This is a genomic window from Rhodococcus sp. NPDC080181, assembly GCF_040702225.1.
In the GTDB taxonomy this organism is placed as follows: Bacteria; Actinomycetota; Actinomycetes; order Mycobacteriales; family Mycobacteriaceae; genus Rhodococcoides; species Rhodococcoides fascians.
Window position 1 is genome coordinate 41,163 of sequence record NZ_JBFBKN010000008.1, and the last position, 20,438, is coordinate 61,600.

Consider the following 20,438-nt stretch of genomic DNA (forward strand, 5'->3'; position numbering starts at 1 on the left):
AGCAGCTCCACCAGCTACTCGAGAACGAGGAGTCCCATGCACATCGGAACGATGCTGAACTACAGCGGTGGTTTCACCGAGACCGTTGCCGAGGTAGCCGAACTCGAGAAGGCGGGCCTCGACATCATCTTCGTGCCCGAGGCCTATTCTTTCGACGCCGTCAGTCAACTCGGGTTCCTTGCGGCCAAGACGAGCACGATCAAGATCGCGTCGGGCATCTTCCAGATCTACACGAGAACGCCGTCGCTGACGGCCATGACGGCCGCCGGCCTCGACTACGTTTCCGACGGGCGCTTCGTTCTCGGACTCGGCGCATCCGGGCCACAGGTCGTCGAGGGTTTCCACGGCGTCAAGTACGACGCACCCATCGCCAGAACCCGTGAGGTCATCGAGATCTGCCGCCAGGTGTGGCGTCGAGAAAAAGTGCAGTATCAGGGCAAGCACTACCAGATCCCGTTGCCGGCGGACAAGGGAACCGGCTTGGGCAAGCCACTGAAGCTGATCAATCACCCTGTGCGCGAACGCATTCCGGTCGTCATCGCCGCTCTCGGACCGAAGAACGTCGAGCTCACCGCAGAGATCGCAGAGGGCTGGCAGCCCATCTTCTACTTCCCGGAGAAGGCAGCCGACGTGTGGGGCGAATCGCTGGCCGCAGGCAAGGCCAAACGCGATCCGTCACTCGGCGAACTCGAGGTGTTCGCCAGTCCCACCCTGGCCATCGGCGAGGACGCCGACAAGTACCTCCCCTGGGTCAAGCCGCACCTGGCGCTCTACATCGGCGGCATGGGGGCCAAGGGTAAGAACTTCTACAACTCCCTTGCTCAGCGCTACGGCTACGAAGCCGAGGCCGAGAAGATTCAGGACCTGTACCTCGCCGGCAAGAAAGAGGAAGCAGCAGCGGCGGTTCCGGACGAGCTCGCGCGTTCGGTGAATCTCATCGGACCGGAGAGCTACGTCAAGGAGCGCGTGGCAGCCTTCGCCGAAGCCGGCGTGACGACACTCAACGTCGCACCGTTGGCCGAGGACACCGCAGGACGCGTCGCGCAGCTCACCGCCTTGCGAGCACTCACCGCCTGACGATCGGACACTGCCTGACGATCAGACCGCCGCGACCCGGCCCGCCAACTCCTCGGCGAGCCGGGTCGCGACGTCGAGTTCCGACGCTTCCACCATCACTCGCACGAGCTGTTCGGTCCCGCTGGGACGCAACAGAACTCGCCCCGATTGGCCGAGCTCGAGCTCGGCGACGGCCACGGCGTCCGACACCGACGGCGCCGACGCCACCGCAGCTTTGTCCGAGACACGTACGTTGATCAACACCTGGGGCAGCGTGCGCATCGGCGACGCCAGATCCGCCAGGGTGCGTCCGGTCCGGGCCATCCGCTCCATCACACGCAGTGCGGTCGCGATCCCGTCGCCGGTCGTCCCGATCGCAGGGAGTACGACGTGTCCGCTCTGCTCACCACCGAGTGCGTACCCTCCGCGGCGCAACTCCTCGAGGACGTATCGATCACCGACCGCGGTGGTACGCAACGTGATTCCCGCTTCGCGCATCGCGATGTGGAGCCCGAGATTGCTCATGACGGTGGCGACCAACGTGTTGTCGGTCAGCGTGCCGTTCTCACTCATCGCGATGGCCAGCACAGCCATGATCGCGTCCCCGTCCACCACCGCACCGGAGGCATCGACCGCGAGGCAGCGGTCGGCGTCGCCGTCGTGCGCGATCCCGAGGTCGGCCCCGTGCTCGACGACAGCCTTCTGCAGCCCTTCCAGGTGCGTCGAACCACACCCGTCGTTGATGTTCAGCCCGTCGGGCTCGGCGTTGATCGCCACGACCGTCGCACCGGCCCGGCGGTAGATCTCCGGTCCGACCGTCGAGGCTGCACCGTGCGAGCAATCCACCACGACGGTGACACCGTCGAGTCGGTGCGAGAGCGGTGCGACGAGGTGCCCGGCATAGAGCTCGGCAGCGTCGGGAGCGACGTCGATGCGACCGATGGCAGCGCCGGTCACATCGACCGGCTTCTCGGTGCGGCCGTCCACCCCGAGCAACGCCTCGATGCGATCTTCCATGTCGTCGTCGAGCTTGTGCCCGCCTGCGGCGAAAATTTTGATTCCGTTGTCGGGCATCGCATTGTGCGAGGCGGAGATCATCACGCCCAGCGCCGCGCCGTATTCGCCGGTGAGGTAGGCGACCGCGGGGGTCGGCAGCACGCCCACGTCGATCACGTCGACACCCGAGGCAGTGAGCCCGGCCGACACTGCGGCACCGAGCATCGAACCGCTGATTCTGGGGTCACGGCCGACGACCGCTGTCCGTCGACCACCGTCGACATCCGGTGCCAGCACGGCGGCGGCAGCCCGGGCGATGGTCATGGCGAGCTCTGCCGTCAGGACCCCGCCTGCGAGTCCCCTCACTCCGTCGGTGCCGAACAATCGCGCCATGAATGAAGACCCCTTCGAACAGAGAGAACATCGTCGGAAAATGCCTCGAGGGCAGGCATCCGATCTTGCTGGAGCCTGCCCTCGAGGATGGAACGGGTAAGACGCGTCAGCGCTTGGAGTACTGCGACGCCTTACGGGCCTTCTTCAGGCCGTACTTCTTGCGCTCGACCGCACGCGCGTCACGCGTGAGGTAGCCGGCGGCCTTGAGAGCCGGGCGATCGTCCGGGGTGAGCTCGATCAGCGCACGCGAGATGGCCAGACGCAGCGCGCCTGCCTGTCCCGACGGTCCGCCACCGTGCAGCAGTGCCACGATGTCGAAGGACTCCGCGCGGTCGACCAGCACCAGAGGAGCCTTGATCAGCTGCTGGTGCACCTTGTTCGGGAAGTAATCCTCGAGGGTGCGGCCGTTGAGCTTGAATCCACCGGTGCCCGAGGACAACCGAACACGAGCGACGGCTTCCTTGCGGCGGCCGACGGTCTGGATCGGGCGATCGAACACGATGGGGGCCGGAGCTGCAGCAGCTTCGATTTCCGTGGCCACCTCGGGATCTTCCACTGCCACGAACTCGTCGGCGGCGATCTCTTCGATGTTCTCCTGCGACGTCACGTCATTTCCCTCCGGCGCCGTCACTGGGACACCTGCTTGATCTCGAACGGAACGGGCTGCTGAGCGGCATGCGGGTGGTTCGGTCCCGCGTAGACCTTCAGCTTGCTCGCGATGGCATTTCCGAGCTTGTTCTTCGGGATCATGCCGACAACGGCCTTCTCCACGAGACGGTCGGGGTTGTTCTCGAGCACCTGACGCGTCGAGCGCGACTTCAGACCGCCCGGATGGCCGGAGTGGTGGTGGTGGAACTTGCCATCGAGCTTGTTGCCACTGATGGCAACTTTCTCGGCGTTGATGATGACGACGAAGTCGCCACCGTCGACGTTGGGTGCGTAGGTGGGCTTGTGCTTACCGCGGAGCAGTGTCGCGGCCTGGACGGCGAGGCGTCCGAGCACGACGTCCGTGGCGTCGATCACATGCCACGTCCGGGTGGTGTCCCCGGCCTTCGGGGCGTAAGTAGACACAGAAAATTCCTGTCTTCATGATGTCGCTGCTGGCCAAGACGTGTGGATGCCCTCGGCGGCCAGTTGAGACCCGAGGACAAGAGCTCTGCGCATCGAAAAATGCGGCGAGCCCATACACGCCAACGGGGAACGATACCGGGAGCCGGCACCCAGGTCAAAACGCCTCCGACGCGGAAGACCGGCTCAGGACAGGCGAACGCACCGCACACAGCGGCGGGCCGCAGGCAATGCCTCGAGCCTGATCGCCGGTATCGACTCTCCGCACCGCTCGCACGTGCCGTACGTCCCGAGATCCCACCGCGTGGACGCGGCGTCGAGCTCGCGCATCTCGGACTCGGTGTCGGAGATCAGGGCTGCGATCTTGGCACGCTCGAAGGCGATGGTGGAACCCTCCGGGTCGTGTTCGTCGTCGTCGGTGGTCCACCGGCTGCCTTCGATGACCGACGCGAGCTCGTCGCGAAGGGAGTGCAGGCGGTGTTCGGCGCGAGAACGCTCGGCATCGATCGCCGTCCCGAAATCCGTCATCCGTCCAGTACACACCGCCACCGCAACCCACGCCAGGTGTCGCGCCCCCTCGACAGTCGTATGCCCCGACCGACAAGTGCCGATCGGGGCATACGACGCTCGTGGTCGACGGTCAGCGCGCCATGCGCGCCTTGTTCGCCATCTCCACCCCGTGCATGGCCTCGCCGCCGGTGCGGGCGGCCGCGACGAGGCTCGACAGAATGAGATTGAGCTCGTCGGATGCGGAGTTCCACTGACGCTGGAGTTCGTAGTAGGACGTCATCGCGTCGCCCTCCCACGATTCGTAAAGTCTCTTCGCAGTGCCGTCCACGTCGGCGAGAAGGTCTTTGGTCACGTTCGCCTGCTTGTTCATCGCCTCGGTCAACGCCGCGATTTGAGCGAAGTCGTACTTCATGTCGAATCAGTCTCCTAGATAGAGCTCGGTCGTGTGGTCGGCCGTTCGGTGGCCGGTCGTGCCGTCAGTTGAACGTGGTCAGTCCCGAACCGAGCGATCCCGCCACCTGGTTCACAGCCGCCACGTTGTCGTCGTCCGCATCGGAGTAGCCGTGGCCGTTGGTCTTGATGTCCGCCGAGATCTGCTCGAGCGCGCTGCGCATCTTCTGGGCACTGGTGTCCCACTGCGACATGACATCCTGAAACGACTTGCCGGCCTTGCCCACCCATGCCTCAGCGGTCTGCTCGACGATGGAACGCACGGCCGAGTTCGACGCATCGATCGACACGCTCAGGCCCTCGATCGTCGCCCCGGCAGCAACGAGCTCCTGCGGTGTGACGGTGACGCCGTTCGACGAACCCATAGATTCCGGTCCCCCTGGATATCCCACTTCGACTCCTCTGCTTCGATTTTCGTATCCACGTACGCCCGCGGCGCACATGACGCTCGACCGAGGGACCGCGTGCGGCCCGCTCACTCCCCTACATCTCCTTGGACGCAGCCACCCCTCGGTTCGGTTCCGGTATACGGCGAAAATCTGCGCGGCGGCCTCAACGCATCGGCACGAGCTCCAGAGTCTGGGTGGCCAGATCACATTCGGTGTCGATCGCGGACGAGTCCGGTCCCTCGAACTGACAGCCGATGCTCACCTGCACATCCGATTCGACGAGCACACGCCACAACACTGTGGACGCATCGGCCGGCCGCTCGACGTACGAGATCCCCACCCGACCTCCGAAATCCCGGGCAGGCTCCAGCGATCCGATCGGGGAGTCGGGTCCACGCGCGTCGACTGCCGCACCGAGCTCGGACGCAACCTGTTCGAGCGTCGAGCCGGGCACCAATTCCTGCACTGTGACGACGATGCGACGCTCGGGTGCTGTCGGCGGAATCAACACCATCCGGGCCGGGTCCTCCATCCTGGTCCAGGTCGCCGGTAGTCGCAGCGACGCCCGGCCCGAGACGAACGTCGCCGACGGGATCACCGACGGTGACTCGCTCGTCGCCGATACTGCTGTCGCCGAGGTCGTTTCGGTCGTGGGGGCGGCTTCGGTCGCGGAGGTGGATTCGGTCGTCGACACCGCCTGGGTGGCAGGCACCGCGAACGGCGGCGAGGTCGCGACGGCCACCTCTTCCGGAGACCGAAGGACGAACGTCAGTGCAACGACACCACCGGCAACGATGACCGATGCGGCCACCGCACCGAACGCTCGAACCGGCAATCCGCTTCTTCGGGGAGGTGGCACCGCGACGGTCACTTCGTCGAGCCATGCCGCCGAGCGCCCTGCCGCGGCTCGACCTGGCGGGGCAGTCTCCACCTCCGCTCCCGCACGTCGATACAGAGACCTGGCCACGTCGAGACCGGTCAGCCATCGTGCCGGATCTTCCGCAGCGGGGCTCGAGCTCGAACCCGACTCCGTCACGATGAAAATGTCCTCGGGACATTGCGACACCGACGATCGAAGGTAGTCGTCGGCTCGTCGTCGCCAGCTGTCGTTTCGTTCTCCGACAGCAAGTACTGCACCGATGTCGCAGCCGTGAGTTCCTGCCTCGTCCACCAGAACGACCGTCGTGTCGAGAGTGCCCACTTCGATCACCACCGCAGCAGCCGGTGCGCGTTCTCCTGCCGACGCGACCGCGGCGATCGCCGTCTCCACGACGACGACCTCGCTCGCCGACGTGGCGAACACGGCTCGGAGGAGCTCTCGACGCTCGTCGCCCCACGTCGAGGGATACGCGATCTCGAGCAGATCGAGTCGGTCGTGTATCCCGGCTCCCTGCAGCGCCGACCACACGATCCCGTGCAGGACTTCGCCGCGATCCCACACTGCGCCGCCCACGAGGATCGATCGATCGTCGAGACACAGCAGCGGAGGGACCTCGGTGTCCGCGCCCGCCCGCCCGAAGACGAGACGACCACCCTCCGATACCGCGTATGCGGATCCGACGTGTTCGCGTGGACCCTGCAGCGTCGCACCGGACGCGACGACAGAAATCTCCGAATGACTCAGATGCACAGCCGCGTAACGCCACTGCGCCCTCGTCAACTCGAGTGTCCGAGCTGCACGAGCGCGGGGCCGGACCGATCGACGAACACTCCACGTCCGGGCGGCATCGGGCTCGGACGCACGGTGCCGATCAAGCTCCCCTCGTCTCGGCTCCCGCTCATGACCAATCCCGGAGTCACCAGGTCGCGTAGCCGCCCGATCACCGGGTCGAACAGTGCCCGCCCCGCCCCGCCCGAGCGACGCGCCACGATGAGGTGCAGTCCGATGTCCCGGGCGTGTGGCAGATGCTCGACCAAGGGCGACAACGGGTTTCCGGACGCCGTGGCCACCAGGTCGTAATCGTCGACGACGACGAACACCTCGGGCCCGTCCCACCACGACCGCTCGCGAAGTTGCTGCTGGGTCACGTCCGATCCCGGCATGCGCCTGCTCATTCTGCCTGCGAGATCGACGATCATCGCCGTCAACGTCGCCTGCGCGGCCGCATAGCCGGCCAGATGCTCGGAATCGACTGTGCCCAAGAGAGTTCGACGGTAGTCCGCCACGATCAGTTTCACCCGATCGGGTGGGTTCGCATCGACCAAAGATCGACAGATCCCCCGCAGCAGGGACGTCTTCCCGCATTCGCTGTCGCCGAAGACGACGAAATGTGGGTTCTCGGCGAAGTCGACCGTCACCGGAGCCAGCTCGGCCTCGTCGATGCCGATCGGAACCCTCAGTTCCGCAACGGTGCCACGGTCGCGGGGCCAGGCGCCGGCGAGTCGATCGAGCACCTCCGACCGTTCGAGCATCTCCGGCAACATGCGGACCGGCGGGGCAGGCGACCCCGTGGACGCTGCGGCGATCGCGCTGACGGACTCTGCGACAGCTCGGGACAGGTCGGCCACCGATCGACGGTCGTCGACCCGAGGCAGTGCGATCTGCAGGTGGAGACCGTCCTTGGTCATGCCCCGGCCCGGTCGGCCCTGCGGCACACTGGCGGCTTTCGTTCGGCCGATGTCCGAGTCCGACGGATCTCCGAGTCGCAACTCGAGCCGGGTCCCGATCAGATCCTTCGTCGCGGGCCTCACTTCTGCCCAGCGAGAGGCCGTCAGAACGAGGTGCAGACCGAATGCCAGTCCCTGGGTCGTCAGCGTCGCGATCTGTTGTTCGAGACTCTCGAAGTCGGATCTGATGGATTGCCATCCGTCGATCACCAGGAAGACGTCGCCGAACCGGTCGTTCGCATCGACCGGTTGCATCGCCCGCAGCCGCCGGAACTCGACCATGGAATCGATGCCGCGATCTCGAAAAGTCTTCTCCCGCTGACGAACGACAGCCGCGACCTCGGCCACGGTCCGGCGCACTCGGTCGACGTCCAATCTGTTGGCCACCGATCCGACGTGCGGTAGTTCGGCCAACCCGGCCAGCGTTCCACCCCCGAAGTCCAAGCAGTAGAACTGAACCTGAGCGGGTGTGTGCGTCATCGCCAGAGCCATGATCAGCGACCGAAGGGCCGTCGATTTCCCCGACTGCGGAGCCCCCACGATCGCCACGTGCCCGGCTGCACCGGACAGGTCGACGGTGAGCAGATCCCGCCGCTGATCGAACGGCCGGTCGATGATGCCGATCGGAGCACGAAGTGTGCTCAGCGCATCGACGCCGCCGCTCAGTACCGACCGAGGCAGTAAGCGGGTCAGTGTCGGTGCCTTGTCCAACGGCGGTAGCCATACCTCGTGGGCCGGCATACCGCGACCTGCGATTCGGCCGACGACGACGTCGAGAACGGTCGCGCCGGTGTCGTCGTTCTCGACCGGATCCGGTTCGACCACCGGCTCGACACGGACGTCGTTCTCGACGGGATCGACCATGACGGGATATGCGGTGAACGGCCTCGGACGGATATCGACGCCCTGCGCGGCGGGTGCCCCCGCACTCGAACGTGGCGGAACGTACGGTCCGGACACGTAGGCCGCAGCGAAGCGGACGATCTCGGCCGAATCGCACTTGAGATAGCCGGCACCGGGCTGAGCAGGCAGGTGGTACGCGTCGGGAACACCGAGAACAGAACGTGACTCGTTGGCCGAGAACGTTTTCAGACCGATTCGATAGGACAGATGACTGTCGAGTCCGCGCAGCTTGCCTTCTTCCAGACGCTGACTGGCTAACAACAGATGCATGTGCAACGAACGTCCGAGCCGCCCGATCGCCACGAACAATTCCGCGAATTCCGGTTGCTGACTGAGCAATTCCGAGAACTCGTCGACCACCACGAACAGAGCGGGCAACGGCGCCAGAGCAGCTCCCGCTGCGCGCGCCTTCTCGTAGTCGGACACATTGGCGAAGTTTCCGGCCGAGCGCAGCAACTCCTGCCGACGGTTCATCTCGCCGGCGAGGGCATCACGCATCCGGTCGACCAGAGCCAGGTCCTCGGACAGGTTGGTGATCACGGCCGCAACGTGCGGCGCGGCCTCGAGCCCAGTGAATGTCAGGGTTGTGCACTGTAAGCCCTGACAAGACGGTCCCGGCGCGGGCGTCCCTCCCGCAACCGAGACCTCGACCCACGAACGGAAGTACCCGTTGTGAACCGTAACCGCAGCATAACTACGACCACCGACAAGAACGCTTTGAGTCGCGCCTACGCCCTCACCATCCTTGCCGGAATCAGCATCTACCCGGCCTTCATCGGCACATGCCAGATCGTGTTGGCGCTCGGGTGGCACGCATGAGCATCCTCGACGAGCTGGACAAGCTCAATATCGTCGGCCAGACCCTCTACCTTGTGCGCACCGCCCACCACCTGACAATCGGACAGGTTGCCAACGTCGCCGGCATTGACCCCGACGACCTCCGTGCGATTGAAGCGTCAGGCATGGCAGCCGATGGCCTCGTTGTTCAGCACGTCTCTCAAGCCATGTCAGATCTAGTCGCAAGTGACCTGACCGGAAAGATTCGACTTCGCTGCAACCAATGCGGTGAGTGTGTGGTGACGGTGAATGCTCCCCCGCCGCCTGTGCCGGTCACTTGCCCTCAGTGCCGTAACGCTCGCTGACCCAGAACGTAGCTCTACGTCGTTCTCTGGGCCTGCCCGACGCTAACCAGCGGCCTCCTGTTGCGTGTGCTGACAATCCCCAAGACCAGGCTTGTGGAGCCGTGCCGTCGACTGATCATTGACAGCAGGGTCAACCGACAGCTCTTCACGCTCACGTGCGTGGAGGGCTAGAGGTCGTGGGATGAGACGGTCAGCGGGCTAACACTGGGGCGCTCCACTGGGGCATCAAGACACAGGGCGAAGCTCCGTCCGGTGACGTGCAGCCCCGTAGGGTCGATGCCCGCGGCAACTCAGAAGTTGCTAGTCCCCAGCAACTTGACCTGGACTCTGCTCCATTACGAGGCAACTGTTGCCGATTTCATTGCCAACACTAAGCAGCTATGAATACGCTCACCACAATAAATAAGAGAGGCACAACAATGAGAACCGAAACCCCGACCACCAAGTTCCGCGGTTCCGCTGAAGAGCAATTCGATGCCTTGCTGGACTATGCGCAGATGGCCGACCGTGACCTTACATGGAAGGAAGTCATGAGCATGCACAGTTTGGGCAGAAACGACTTCCCGGCGATTCTGTCGTACGTATTCGATTACCTAGATCCAACTTCACGCGGGGAAGCGCTAGAGGCTGCGTGGGTGGGCTCGGAGTATCCCACTTTTCAACTCAGCAAAGAGGAGTGGGTGACGATGTTCGAGGCTTTCGGTTACACCGTGGACGGAATTTCGCAGGAGCGACCTACTGAGCCGTTGACGCTCTACCGGGGAGCAACCCCCGAATACAGACACGGTATGTCGTGGACGAACAACCGTGACATCGCTGCCAGGTTCGCTAGCGGAGACTTACTCGGACGCGGCGAAGGAGTTGTCTTCGCAGCCGAGGTAGAGCCAGAGCGGTTATACGCGTATTTCAATGAAGGTCGCGGAGAAGGCGAATTCGTCATCGAGACGGATGGACTAGATGTCGTCGCATGGAGCCGCGGCGACTGACCGCGAACAGCAGGTTTCTCGTGTTGAAGTTGCCAACAACATTGAAGCGTCTAGCCACGAGCACTCAAGATGGCCCAAAAACGAACCATCTAGCATTGACATCGTGACCGATTACTTGACACCCGGCGAAGCAGCCGTGAAAGCCCGCTGCTCAAGAGCGTTCGTCTACGACGCACTACTCACCGGCGAACTAAAAGGGTTTCAACGCAAGAAGCCGAAAGGGCGCTGGCTCATCGACCCCGCCGAACTCGACAAATGGATACGCCTTGGAAATTGACACTTCCTCCCAGTACGTGACCCCCAACGAGATTGCCGCCCTGGCCGGCTGCGACCTCGAATACATCTACAAAGCACTCTGGTCACGTGACCTCATCGGCTACCAACGCATGCACAAAGGCCGTTGGATCATCGAACGCTCCGAAGTCACACGATGGCTCAAAGGCGAATGCACAAGCTGAAGTCATTCAAATGACCGACAAAACCTAGATCGAACCCGACTGACGGTTACGCTTTGCACCCCAAACAGTAAAGGACTCCCCTTGAGAACCATCGCCGCCATCCTTGCAGCCACACTCATCGCACTCTTCGGAGCGACAGCAGCCTCCGCGGCACCCGTCAACACACCCGGATCAAGCCAGATCGAAACCACCCCAGTCGCTCTTCCGCCCGGTGACACCATCGAAGTAAGAAGCGGTATCGGCGCGGCCGCGGGCGTCATCCTCGGCGGGCTGGCCGGTCTCCCCTTCTTCGTAATCGGCGCGGTCCCCGGTGCGATCATCGGCGGCCTGCTCGGAGCCGGCATCGGTGCAGCATCTTGGAACATCGCCAACGCATATAGCTAAAACGGCAATCCATAGGGCAAAAATGAGGAGAAGCTATGAAATACACGGAAGAACGAATTCAAGCTGTAGACGACCACTTTGCTTCAGCCGCAGACACCGCCCCAATCGGATTGCAGGGTCCGTTACTAGACCTCGCAGGCGAAGAATCACCGGTCGCGTCATTCCTAGAACACTGGACAACAAGCGGCCGAACGAACTGGCGCGCATTCTGGCTGCTTCCCAAACAGATCGCATTCGTTCAGGCGCACTCACCGACGCTTGATGATGGAAGGTTCGGAACACGAGATTGGACGGCCGCATCCGAGCAAAACGCACCCGGCCCTTTTCAACCGACCATCAAAGTTGCATGGCTGGCTCCGCTCTCCGCGCTTGAGCGGCTTACGTTGATAACCGACGCATCGAGGTACGTATCAAACGTCCTGACAACCGTCCCGAACTGGTCTCTGACACTCAACGGGGCGGATCTTGTCCTGTCGACATCGAGCAATGATGGTGCCTCCAGCCAGGACCAACTTGACCACTTCGTCCGCGAGCTGCGTCGCGTGTGGGGTGGGGCGAACGCACTGGATGCCGAATAAGCCCCCAGATACGTACATACAAAAGTCCGCCTCACCGTAGGTCGTGTCGTCGGTGTGCCGCTGAGGCTGGGGGCCTGGGTGGGGGTGTCTGAACTATCCGCATGCACGAAGCGGATGCCTGAACCGTCCCCGTCTACCCGCTAGTTCGTGCAGAATGCGCACCATGCCTAAATTCTTTACGTGGTCAGCGAACACCGTGCGCCTTCAGCCAAGCGTCGACATTGACAAGCTCAAGCGCGAACTGGCCTACTCCGACAGTCCCGACACTGACAGTCACGATCCTGTGGTCATCGAAGGAGTCGATGGCAATGATCCTCGCGGATCGATCTCTCTGACTGTGCATCCGTGGGCTTTGGATTGGTACTTCATCACGGACAGCCCCGACGACGAGTAGCCCGCCTCCGAACGTCACAACCGCTACTTCGACAGCAAACTACGCCAACCTCAGGGAGTAACACTGTGGGCCATTTCGATGACATCAAGGCAGAAATGCCCGACTCCCTCTCAATCAGCAAGTCGATGCTGGACGAGATGGACGCCGCGCTCAACGACAATGCGGGTGACCAACCGGCCATCGCGAGAGATTCGATCAAGGCGCTGATCAACGCGTTCATTCAACTTGAGGCGCGTGTCGTCCGGGCGGAGGACGCCTAACCAACGCTGGGCAATGCACCTTCAGGTTCTTGGAGGTGCATTGCTCGCGTTATGCACCCTTTCGGACGGCCTACCGAATGCCGCCGAGCGCCTCGTCCGCGCGGAGGATCTTCGCCCCGTTCGACACCGCCGTCTCGACATTCGCGATGAGCGTGTTCCAGTTCGCGGTGGTGATGTCGTTCGACGTTCCACCCGAAGCAACGATGTCGTGGACGCACAGGATCATCAAACCCTTGGATGCAACAACCGACGTGAGCAAGCTCGCCAGTGACGCCTGCTGCGTGCCGACGTTGACTCGTGGGATAGCGAACCTGCGAGCCGGTGTCATCGTCTCCAACATCGGAGCGAACGCCGTCATCGCCGTCGTGTAGTACTTGGTGACATCGGCCTGCGAGGCCGCGTCGGAGTACCCCAGCGGATACGCGAACGTCGACGGCCGGAACCCGAGCGAGTCCTGCCACGCCTGAATGCTCTCCAGTTCCGCGACCCTCTGGGCGCTCGACATCGCGGGCATACCGAGAGCGTGGGAAGCATTGGAGTACGAGTGCCCGCCGACCTCCCACCCGTAGGTGTCGTGCAAATCCTGCACCTGCGCCGTCGACATCGCCGAGACTCCTGAGTCGAGGCGGTCCACGATCGGCAACAGCGTGCCCTTCCAGCCGCGATCTTGAAGCGACTGCCGAGCGATGGTGTGCTGTCCGATGTACGAGTCGTCGAACGAGAACACGATGACCGGACCCTGATTGAATGGGTCTCTCTTGACGAACTCCACGCCCGACAGGTGCACGGTGGTGGGTGCGTCGTTGATCGGTGACACCTGCACCTGCACGCGCTGGATGGCCGACCACACGGCCCCCGCCGAGAACTGGGCCTGCGGTATGTCGATGATGTTCCAACGGCCACGCTGGTACGGCCAGTCGATCGTGCCACCGGTCGTGAACGCCACCCGAGACGATGCCTGCGAGAAGTTCGAGTTGCCGACCGTGACCTGCACGGCACCGAGGTTGGCGTCGTCGTACTTGAATCGCAGGCGTAGGTCGCAGTCCGACACGTCGACCGGGGCCGCGAGTGTCTTGTAGACCGCTGCCGCGCCGGTGGTGAGACTGACGATCTTGAGTGCCCGGTCACCGAGCAACACGTCGGCGGTGTCGTTGAGGTTCGAGTTCGTAGCGTCGAATCCCGCGCCCGACGAGACCCAACCATGGGAAGCCTGATACGCGGGGACGACGGTCTTGATCAGGGCTGTCGATTGAGACCGTTTGCGGAACTCGGTTGGCGTAACGGCATTGTTGATGTTTGCGAACTGTGTTGCAGCGTCGCGCGCCCCGAGTGCCGGGTTCTGACGTGTCCGGCGCGCCATCAGGAGAACACCACACCGGACATGACGAGCGTGACCGCGGACGCGGCACCTGCGATGGCCGAGACGTAGTCGCCGGGGCCGAGGAAGTGTCCCGCCAGCTCGGTGACAACGGACGAGTCACCGGCCGCAAGCGAGAACGTCGCTACGCGGTTCGCAACTCCGGCCGTGCCACCGCTCTTGACGATCGACAGCGCGACGGTAGTGGCCGTGATGGAGGTGTTGACCACGGTCGCGGTAGCAAGCTTCGCGGCTGACGCGGCGGGGCACGTGTACTGGGTGACCTCGGCTGCGGTGAGCTGCTGCGAGACCAGGACGGACGGGAGACCGCTCGACGCGGCCATCAGGTTCTGAGCCATGAGAGTGGTTCTCCTATCCGAGGGCGACGGCGAACGCGATTGCGCGGCCGGTAGCAGTGGTCAGTGTTTGAGCCGGGGAACCGTCACCGGATTGGGGCGCATAACTACCGTCGAGTGCTGCCTTATTGAGGTACTCGGGAATCACAGCCTCCTGAGGAGGCAAAGTCACACGACCAACCTCAGGTGCGCCATCAGCCTCCGACAAAAACACCAACTCAGTTCCGTCAGCCTCAACCTCGCCGATACCGAATCCGCGGGGACCACGAGACAACTGCAACGCAGTCGAATTCGGGCCAACATTAAGGTGATCCGCGAGGTTCACTTCTAGACCAGGTTCAGCCCAGAAGTAGATGGGCGGCAAGGTAACCGCCGTAGCACCGAACTTGAGACCGTTAAAAGTGGCCCGCCACTGCAACATCGACAAATTCGACGTGAGTGACGTGGGAGCCGGAACGTTCACGTAGTCCCGGTTGCGGTGCGAAACCTCCCCGTTCAGGCCAATCTCGACCGAAAACGGTGCGATAGCCTTAATCTTCGCAACACCGCCATCAGTCACCTGCACAGGCCGTGTTGGATCGAGCATCGGCGTCAAAACCATTGTCCCAGTAACAGGCACGTCATCTGGTTCATCATCGAAGTCGACACCGTCAATTATTAGTGCGCCCACGTTTACGCGGACAGTTGAATAGCCAAGTGGCATTAGATTTCTCTCTCTTAGATCAGTATTGCGCAAAGTTTTGAACCCGTCCGACCACAGACGGCCCTCGGTCAGGGGCTCCCGTGGGCGCGTGTGCGTGGGGATCAGTGCCAGGGTGGGTTGCAGCACCTCGCCGCAGGCCAGAGCGCTTGTGTGTCACTCTGGCCTGCGGTGTGGGCTGTCTAGCGGTACAGGTGGCTTGCGCGTCCTGCTGCTGCGCGGTTACACGTCGCGTGTGACGGTCCGAGGTAGGCACTGCGGTCGTCGGAGTGGTCCAAGTCCCACGGTGTGCCTGGCACGATCAGTTGCTGACAGCGGGCACACAGGACGGTGCCTGTTGCTACCCGTTTCTGCCAGATGGCGCGCAACTGTCGATGTCCTGCGCCGTAGCCGCGTTCTGTGGATGTGCCGCGTTTCTTGTCGGCGGCCCGTCGATGTGCTGGGCATTTGCCTTGCCCGGACTTGATGATCTGCGGGCATCCGAGTTCGTTGCATACTGCGTTGGCTGCTCTTGGCATTACGTCACCTCCGCGAGTACGTGAGTGACTGCCGTGTTTGCCTCACGCGGTCTTCGCGCATGGCGGCAGCAATCGAATCGGTGTGATAGGTGACGTTGGGGCGAGAAGCGTTCTCGGCCAGCGCACTGACTTGTCTGTTCAGTTCGCTGAGATCGAGTTGCCCACTGCCGTTCTGCCCGCCGACTGCTGCACGGAGCGAAGCCAGCTCCTTGAACATGTCGCTGTTCTGCTTGCCGGTGTAGACGTGCTCTGTGTCGCCGGACATGTTGAGCGCTGCCATTCCGTGCGGCAGTGGTCCACCTGAGTCGCGTAAGACAGCAGGCACGAGCAACTGATCCGCCAGCTTCTTCATCCACTCCTGAGGGTCGAACTTCATGTCAGGATTGACTTCGGCTGCCATACCCAGTTGATCCGCGAATGTTTTGCCGTACAACTGCTTCAAGCCTGTAGCGGCCTCACTGCCGTCGACTGGCTTGTAATTGGCTATCCCGGTCACGAGAGCGCCGATGCTGCCCATATCTTCGCTCAGTCCGATGACACCCAATGCATCCGATAGCTGCCCTGTGACAAACGACTTGGCGACGTTGCCGAGTAGATCGACTGGGTTTGATGCGGTTGCTGATCCACCGTTGGCGCTTGTCCCGCCCTCGGCCTGGTTCTTACGTTCGGCATCGAGAGCATTCTTTGCCCGCTGCAACGACAGGTCGGCATCGAGCTTCTCCGCTTCTGTGACACCGGCTTCCGCATACACTTCGTTGCGTGCAAGCCTGGCCTTCTCCACAGCCAACTCTGCCGACTTCAAACCGATCTCTTCGTCGCTGAGATTGGTTGTCAGCTCGGGTGCGTTCGGTGCTGGCGTCTTGTCGTCCTTCGATGCAGTTGCCTTGTCCCGCTTGGCTTCTAGATCACGCACCTTCTGCTCAGCCTGTGCAACCTTGATGTCAGCCTGATCGCGGTCAGCCTGCGTCTTCTTGTCGTTCGCGAACGTTGCGTCTCGGTCCTCTTGAGCCTGGCGTACTGCGACCATTGCGGAGTCAAGTGCGAGCTTGTCCTTCTCAGCCCAGTCCGCATTGGCAGCACCGTTGAAGCCTGCCGCGTTGTACCCGCTACCGCGTGCTTCGGATGCTGCAAGCAATGCATCAGCCTCGGCCATGCGTGCGGCGTAGTTGCTGCCGTCCGCGTACCCCGACTGCTGCACTCGTTGCGCTGCGGCTGCGGCATCCATGCTCTCGTAATCGAACTTCGCCAACTGCTCGTAGAACATGCCGGCTGCACGCGTCGGGTCCATACGATCTTCCGCAGTACCCCAAGCACCGTTGTCGCGCTGCTGGAAGACACCCGTTGAGTCGCGGTCGCCGTAGGGCAGGTTTTGCAGATCGGACTCTGCGAGACCTGTTGCGAGCGCTGCACGTATCCCGTTGGGTGTGATGCCACGGCGCTTGCCCTCATCGATGATGGCCTGCGCGATCTGGTCCCGTTCGGACAGCGGCATCTGTGCCGCGTAGCCGAGCGCACCTGGCATGCGATCCAACGAGGGAGGCGCTGCCATAGCCCAATGCACATGATTCGTGTGATCGCCCGCACCATCATAAAACGATGAATCGACCCGCTGACCATTCTTGATTTCCTGTCCCGCAAAAGCCGGGTCATCGTAAATCAACTCCAACGAATCCGGATAAGCCTCTGAAATCGCTTCTGCCAACGACAATTGCTCAGGGGTATTTCCGCTACCGTTTGAGAAATCTGCTGCGTTACCAGTCGAATGGTAGCCGTCATCAGTGTTGCGTAGACCTGAAGTCATTGTCAGACCGGGCACATACTTGTTAACCCACTCGGTCATGCCGCCGACAACCCCGCCGCCCTTAAATCCCGGAAGCTTCGGGAACGTGCCAGCATTGATCATCGCCAGCTCACGGTCATACTCTTCTGACGAATTACGGTTGACGATCCACTCGCCGGCATCCACATTCGCGATAGGCTTGCCCGCAGACGTGACACCCAAAATGCCGTCCACGACACCAGTACCAGGACCGGTAGTCGGCAGCCGGCCACCCGTCGCCTTGTCTGGGATCAGAACCGGAGCTACCGGCCCTTGCACGCCGTTTCGGTTGAAGTCGCGCTGAGCCTTTGCAGTCAACGCAGTGTCAATCGTGACAGTGACCCGCTTGTCCGGGATGTCCCGCACACTGGCGTCGATAGCCCGAATAGCATCAAGGGCTTCCTGCGTAGGCGCGCTAATCCGGACGATGCCAGGCTTGCCGTTGATGTCCGTCTCGACTGTTCCACCGAGTTCGACAATCTTCGCCCGAGCTTCGTCGGACAGTGCAGTGACCTCGATATCGAGCGGCTGTCCAACCTCACCGAGTAGGCCCCCAATTGCCTTAAGCTGCTCAGTTACAGTTCCGGCATTTTCGAGGCTGGCCAGCATGATGATCTCGTCGGGCAACAGCCCCTCGGCTTCCGCCATCTCCCGGATCTTCGAGATGGGCACGCCGTAGGTGTTGGCGAGGTTCAGGAGCGCTTGTTCGTTGCCGGCAATGGCCGCGCGCGCCTTATCCTGCGCGGCAGGCAGTGTGTCACCCTGCTCCAACGCGGCATCGATCGTTGCCTTCGTGACATTTGCGGTGTCCCGCGCGAGGTCACGCATCGTGTCACGGAGCTTCGACCCGTTCTCAGTCTGCGTGTTGACCGCACCGTTAGCGCCGACCAGCGCATCACCGAAACCGCGGGTTGGATCAATGGCGTCAGCAGTCGCATCGACAGTTTCGCGGATCGTGTCGTTGTATTTCTGCACCGCGTCCGACAGTGGGATCGCTTTACCAGTCATCACATCGAGGGCAGTCATGATCGCGTTGACCTGATCTTCGGATGACGCCGACTCGTCACCCAAAGTCTTGATAGCCGTCGACATGTCATAGAAACCGGGGGTTACGTTCTTGGCTACGTCGCGGGCACGCTGGAACTCGCCACGCATCTCAGCGACCTTGTTTGCCGCTTCCTCGCCACCCTCACCGGAATTACGAAGGACAGCTGCGAACGTGTCGAACTCGCTCTGAGTGCCGGAAATTTTGCCTGCCAACTCTTCAGTCGACAAACCAGTGCGATCAAACGCACCCTTCATGCGTTCGGCAGCGCCAGCAACTTCTTCCTGGGAGTTGAGCGCGTCGGTGCCTGCCTCGGCAACTCCCGAGAACCATCCCGCAATGTCCTGGCCGGCAGCTTTGAAGATCGCCATCGATCCCGGTGCAGTCGATGCCAGTTCGTTTTGCTTCTGCAGGAACGTATCGAACTGAACACCCACAGCACCCAACACGTCGTCTGAGATCGCACCCTGAGACGCTTGGAACGCTTTCGCCACATCCCGTTGTGCAGCGGCCATCGCGGTAGATGACCCGGTCAACAGATTCTGTTGCTTCTCAGCCTTGTTGAACTCGGAGTTGAGCGAATAGATCGCTGCACCAGCGGCAACGATTCCGAGCACCAGCGGTCCACCGAGTGCACCCATCATCGACTTCAGTGCGCCGCCTGCGCCACCGACACGAGCACCGACGACCGCCGTAGCAGCCCCCAGTACGCCCATCTGACGGCCCGCAGCAGCAGCAGCGAACGCCTGCGCAGCCATAGCCGTCGTGAACCTGGAAGTTGCGGCCGTCGTAGCCGTCATAGCTCCCGCGAGCGCCGCACCCACACCGGTAACCCGGAGGGCAACCAACGCCCCCGTAGCAGCCAGTACAGGGCCAGGTAGGCCACCTATAGCCGTTGCCGCAGAACCGAGTACGCCGATTACGGGCGCGACAGTCGAACCGACAGTCTTGAACCCGTCCACGATGTCCCCGGATGCACCATTGAGCTTTTCGGCACCGGCTCGGGCGTACTGCTCCATCGGGCCGTCGATCAGGTCGTACAGCTCAAGCGCAAGATTTTCCGTTGCATTCTGGATAGACGCCATAGCGCCCGGAAGGCCCTTAGACTTCGCTGCCGCGACATCCGCAGCAGTACCCTGCTTATCAACAGCAGTCCGCAAAAGATCAAACTGCGTAGCGCCCTGCTCCGCCGCGATACTCGCCAAACGCATAGCATCAGAACCAAACAAAGTCGCAGTAGCAGCCTGGTACTGCTCATCAGACATGCCCTCAGAAGCGACCTTCAACTGATCAAGCAGCGAACGCATGCCCACGAACTTTTCATTCGCGTCATACACCGAAAGCCCAAGCTCCTCGATAGCGCCCTGAGCAGGATTTCCCTGATCAGTAAGCGCCAGAAGAGCAGACTTCAACAGCGTGCCCGCATCCGAGCCTTGAATGCCAGCCTTAGCCAACAATCCCAAAGTGGCAGACGTATCCTCTAGGGTAAGTCCAAAGCCCTTAGCGACCGTGCCAGACTGCTGCAAACCCTGCGCGAAGTCAGTCATCTCGCCCGAAGCAGCATTGGCGATATTCGCTAGAACATCAGCAGACTTACCCGCATACGAAGCATCCAGCCCAAAAGCCTGCAAAGCTTGAGACTGAATCTCAGCCGCGCTCGCCGCATCAATTCCAGCAGCAGCAGCAAGTTGTAGCGTTCCTTTGGCCGCATCCATTGACTGTGCGACAGTGAACCCACCTTTTGCCAACTCGGTCATCGCCGCAGCCGCATCCGTAGCCGACGTATTCGACAAACTAATGTCGTTGCCAAGCTCTTTAGCGCGCGCAGACACAGCAGCCATCTCCGACGCGGTGGCCGACGAGACGGACTGCATCGTATTCAACGTGTTAGTCAGATCATTGCCAAGCGAGACAATCTCGCTGAACGCAGTAGCTGCACCAAACGAAACACCAAACGCGGCACCGATCTTAAGCGCGCCATTTAAGCCGCGATTAAGCGTGGAGTTAAAGTTGTCCAAATTAGGGACAACGTCGATATCAATTCTTCCGCCGGCCAATTCGGCCACCTA

22 protein-coding genes are annotated in these 20,438 nt (G+C 62.1%); 9 read left to right on the forward strand and 13 right to left on the reverse strand.

Going from position 1 to position 20,438, the window contains the following annotated elements:
- Window positions 1-36 precede the first annotated feature (36 nt).
- The gene (locus AB0O58_RS11870) at window positions 37-1,077 is read left to right on the forward strand and encodes an LLM class F420-dependent oxidoreductase (protein ID WP_032371046.1); all 1,041 of its coding nucleotides are present in this window, start codon (window positions 37-39) and stop codon (window positions 1,075-1,077) included.
- A gap of 21 nt (window positions 1,078-1,098) precedes the next feature.
- Here AB0O58_RS11870 and glmM read toward each other — a convergent pair whose 3' ends face one another.
- From glmM to eccCb, 8 genes are all read right to left on the reverse strand, one after another.
- Window positions 1,099-2,445: a phosphoglucosamine mutase gene (gene glmM / locus AB0O58_RS11875; RefSeq protein WP_027496346.1), complete on the reverse strand. Its 1,347-nt coding sequence runs from the start codon at window positions 2,443-2,445 to the stop codon at window positions 1,099-1,101.
- A gap of 106 nt (window positions 2,446-2,551) precedes the next feature.
- Window positions 2,552-3,076, reverse strand: coding sequence for a 30S ribosomal protein S9 (gene rpsI / locus AB0O58_RS11880; protein ID WP_027496345.1), 525 nt, complete (start codon window positions 3,074-3,076; stop codon window positions 2,552-2,554).
- Complete coding sequence (rplM, locus tag AB0O58_RS11885) at window positions 3,073-3,516, reverse strand: 50S ribosomal protein L13 (RefSeq protein ID WP_027496344.1); 444 nt, start codon at window positions 3,514-3,516, stop codon at window positions 3,073-3,075. The genes rpsI and rplM overlap by 4 nt, the downstream gene beginning before the upstream one ends.
- A gap of 183 nt (window positions 3,517-3,699) precedes the next feature.
- Complete coding sequence (locus tag AB0O58_RS11890) at window positions 3,700-4,041, reverse strand: TraR/DksA C4-type zinc finger protein (protein ID WP_027496343.1); 342 nt, start codon at window positions 4,039-4,041, stop codon at window positions 3,700-3,702.
- A gap of 112 nt (window positions 4,042-4,153) precedes the next feature.
- Window positions 4,154-4,435, reverse strand: coding sequence for a WXG100 family type VII secretion target (locus tag AB0O58_RS11895; protein ID WP_032365622.1), 282 nt, complete (start codon window positions 4,433-4,435; stop codon window positions 4,154-4,156).
- 64 nt (window positions 4,436-4,499) lie between these two features.
- Complete coding sequence (locus tag AB0O58_RS11900) at window positions 4,500-4,838, reverse strand: WXG100 family type VII secretion target (RefSeq protein ID WP_032365623.1); 339 nt, start codon at window positions 4,836-4,838, stop codon at window positions 4,500-4,502.
- Window positions 4,839-5,025: 187 nt separating this feature from the next.
- The gene (locus AB0O58_RS11905; protein WP_287452502.1) at window positions 5,026-6,522 is read right to left on the reverse strand and encodes a type VII secretion-associated protein; all 1,497 of its coding nucleotides are present in this window, start codon (window positions 6,520-6,522) and stop codon (window positions 5,026-5,028) included.
- Entirely contained in the window at window positions 6,519-9,185 is a 2,667-nt protein-coding gene (gene eccCb, locus AB0O58_RS11910; protein WP_366238209.1) for a type VII secretion protein EccCb, read from the reverse strand. Before eccCb ends, AB0O58_RS11905 begins: the two co-directional genes overlap by 4 nt.
- A 2-nt stretch (window positions 9,186-9,187) precedes the next feature.
- Here eccCb and AB0O58_RS11915 point away from each other — a divergent pair, with 2 nt between their 5' ends.
- The 8 genes from AB0O58_RS11915 (at window position 9,188) to AB0O58_RS11950 (ending at window position 12,574) form a co-directional block, all read left to right on the forward strand.
- Window positions 9,188-9,514: a hypothetical protein gene (locus tag AB0O58_RS11915; RefSeq protein ID WP_366238210.1), complete on the forward strand. Its 327-nt coding sequence runs from the start codon at window positions 9,188-9,190 to the stop codon at window positions 9,512-9,514.
- Between the two features lie 419 nt (window positions 9,515-9,933).
- The gene (locus AB0O58_RS11920; RefSeq protein WP_366238211.1) at window positions 9,934-10,500 is read left to right on the forward strand and encodes a hypothetical protein; all 567 of its coding nucleotides are present in this window, start codon (window positions 9,934-9,936) and stop codon (window positions 10,498-10,500) included.
- Window positions 10,501-10,603: 103 nt separating this feature from the next.
- Window positions 10,604-10,777, forward strand: coding sequence for a helix-turn-helix domain-containing protein (locus tag AB0O58_RS11925; protein WP_366238212.1), 174 nt, complete (start codon window positions 10,604-10,606; stop codon window positions 10,775-10,777).
- The gene (locus AB0O58_RS11930) at window positions 10,767-10,958 is read left to right on the forward strand and encodes a helix-turn-helix domain-containing protein (protein WP_366238213.1); all 192 of its coding nucleotides are present in this window, start codon (window positions 10,767-10,769) and stop codon (window positions 10,956-10,958) included. The genes AB0O58_RS11925 and AB0O58_RS11930 overlap by 11 nt, the downstream gene beginning before the upstream one ends.
- A gap of 81 nt (window positions 10,959-11,039) precedes the next feature.
- Window positions 11,040-11,342: a hypothetical protein gene (locus AB0O58_RS11935; RefSeq protein ID WP_366238214.1), complete on the forward strand. Its 303-nt coding sequence runs from the start codon at window positions 11,040-11,042 to the stop codon at window positions 11,340-11,342.
- Between the two features lie 35 nt (window positions 11,343-11,377).
- The gene (locus tag AB0O58_RS11940; RefSeq protein WP_366238215.1) at window positions 11,378-11,920 is read left to right on the forward strand and encodes a hypothetical protein; all 543 of its coding nucleotides are present in this window, start codon (window positions 11,378-11,380) and stop codon (window positions 11,918-11,920) included.
- A gap of 163 nt (window positions 11,921-12,083) precedes the next feature.
- Entirely contained in the window at window positions 12,084-12,314 is a 231-nt protein-coding gene (locus AB0O58_RS11945) for a hypothetical protein (RefSeq protein ID WP_366238216.1), read from the forward strand.
- A 65-nt stretch (window positions 12,315-12,379) separates the two neighbouring features.
- Window positions 12,380-12,574, forward strand: a complete 195-nt coding sequence (locus tag AB0O58_RS11950; protein ID WP_366238217.1) for a hypothetical protein — start codon at window positions 12,380-12,382, stop codon at window positions 12,572-12,574.
- A gap of 70 nt (window positions 12,575-12,644) precedes the next feature.
- Here AB0O58_RS11950 and AB0O58_RS11955 read toward each other — a convergent pair whose 3' ends face one another.
- The 5 genes from AB0O58_RS11955 to AB0O58_RS11975 form a co-directional block, all read right to left on the reverse strand.
- Window positions 12,645-13,934: a polysaccharide deacetylase family protein gene (locus AB0O58_RS11955; protein WP_366238218.1), complete on the reverse strand. Its 1,290-nt coding sequence runs from the start codon at window positions 13,932-13,934 to the stop codon at window positions 12,645-12,647.
- On the reverse strand, window positions 13,934-14,290 hold the full coding sequence (locus tag AB0O58_RS11960; protein ID WP_366238219.1) for a hypothetical protein: 357 nt from the start codon (window positions 14,288-14,290) through the stop codon (window positions 13,934-13,936). Before AB0O58_RS11960 ends, AB0O58_RS11955 begins: the two co-directional genes overlap by 1 nt.
- Window positions 14,291-14,303: 13 nt before the next feature.
- Window positions 14,304-14,957, reverse strand: a complete 654-nt coding sequence (locus tag AB0O58_RS11965) for a hypothetical protein (protein WP_366238220.1) — start codon at window positions 14,955-14,957, stop codon at window positions 14,304-14,306.
- Window positions 14,958-15,169: 212 nt separating this feature from the next.
- Window positions 15,170-15,505: a hypothetical protein gene (locus AB0O58_RS11970; protein WP_322544478.1), complete on the reverse strand. Its 336-nt coding sequence runs from the start codon at window positions 15,503-15,505 to the stop codon at window positions 15,170-15,172.
- Between the two features lie 4 nt (window positions 15,506-15,509).
- The gene (locus AB0O58_RS11975) at window positions 15,510-20,435 is read right to left on the reverse strand and encodes a phage tail tape measure protein (RefSeq protein WP_366238221.1); all 4,926 of its coding nucleotides are present in this window, start codon (window positions 20,433-20,435) and stop codon (window positions 15,510-15,512) included.
- Window positions 20,436-20,438: the final 3 nt, after the last annotated feature.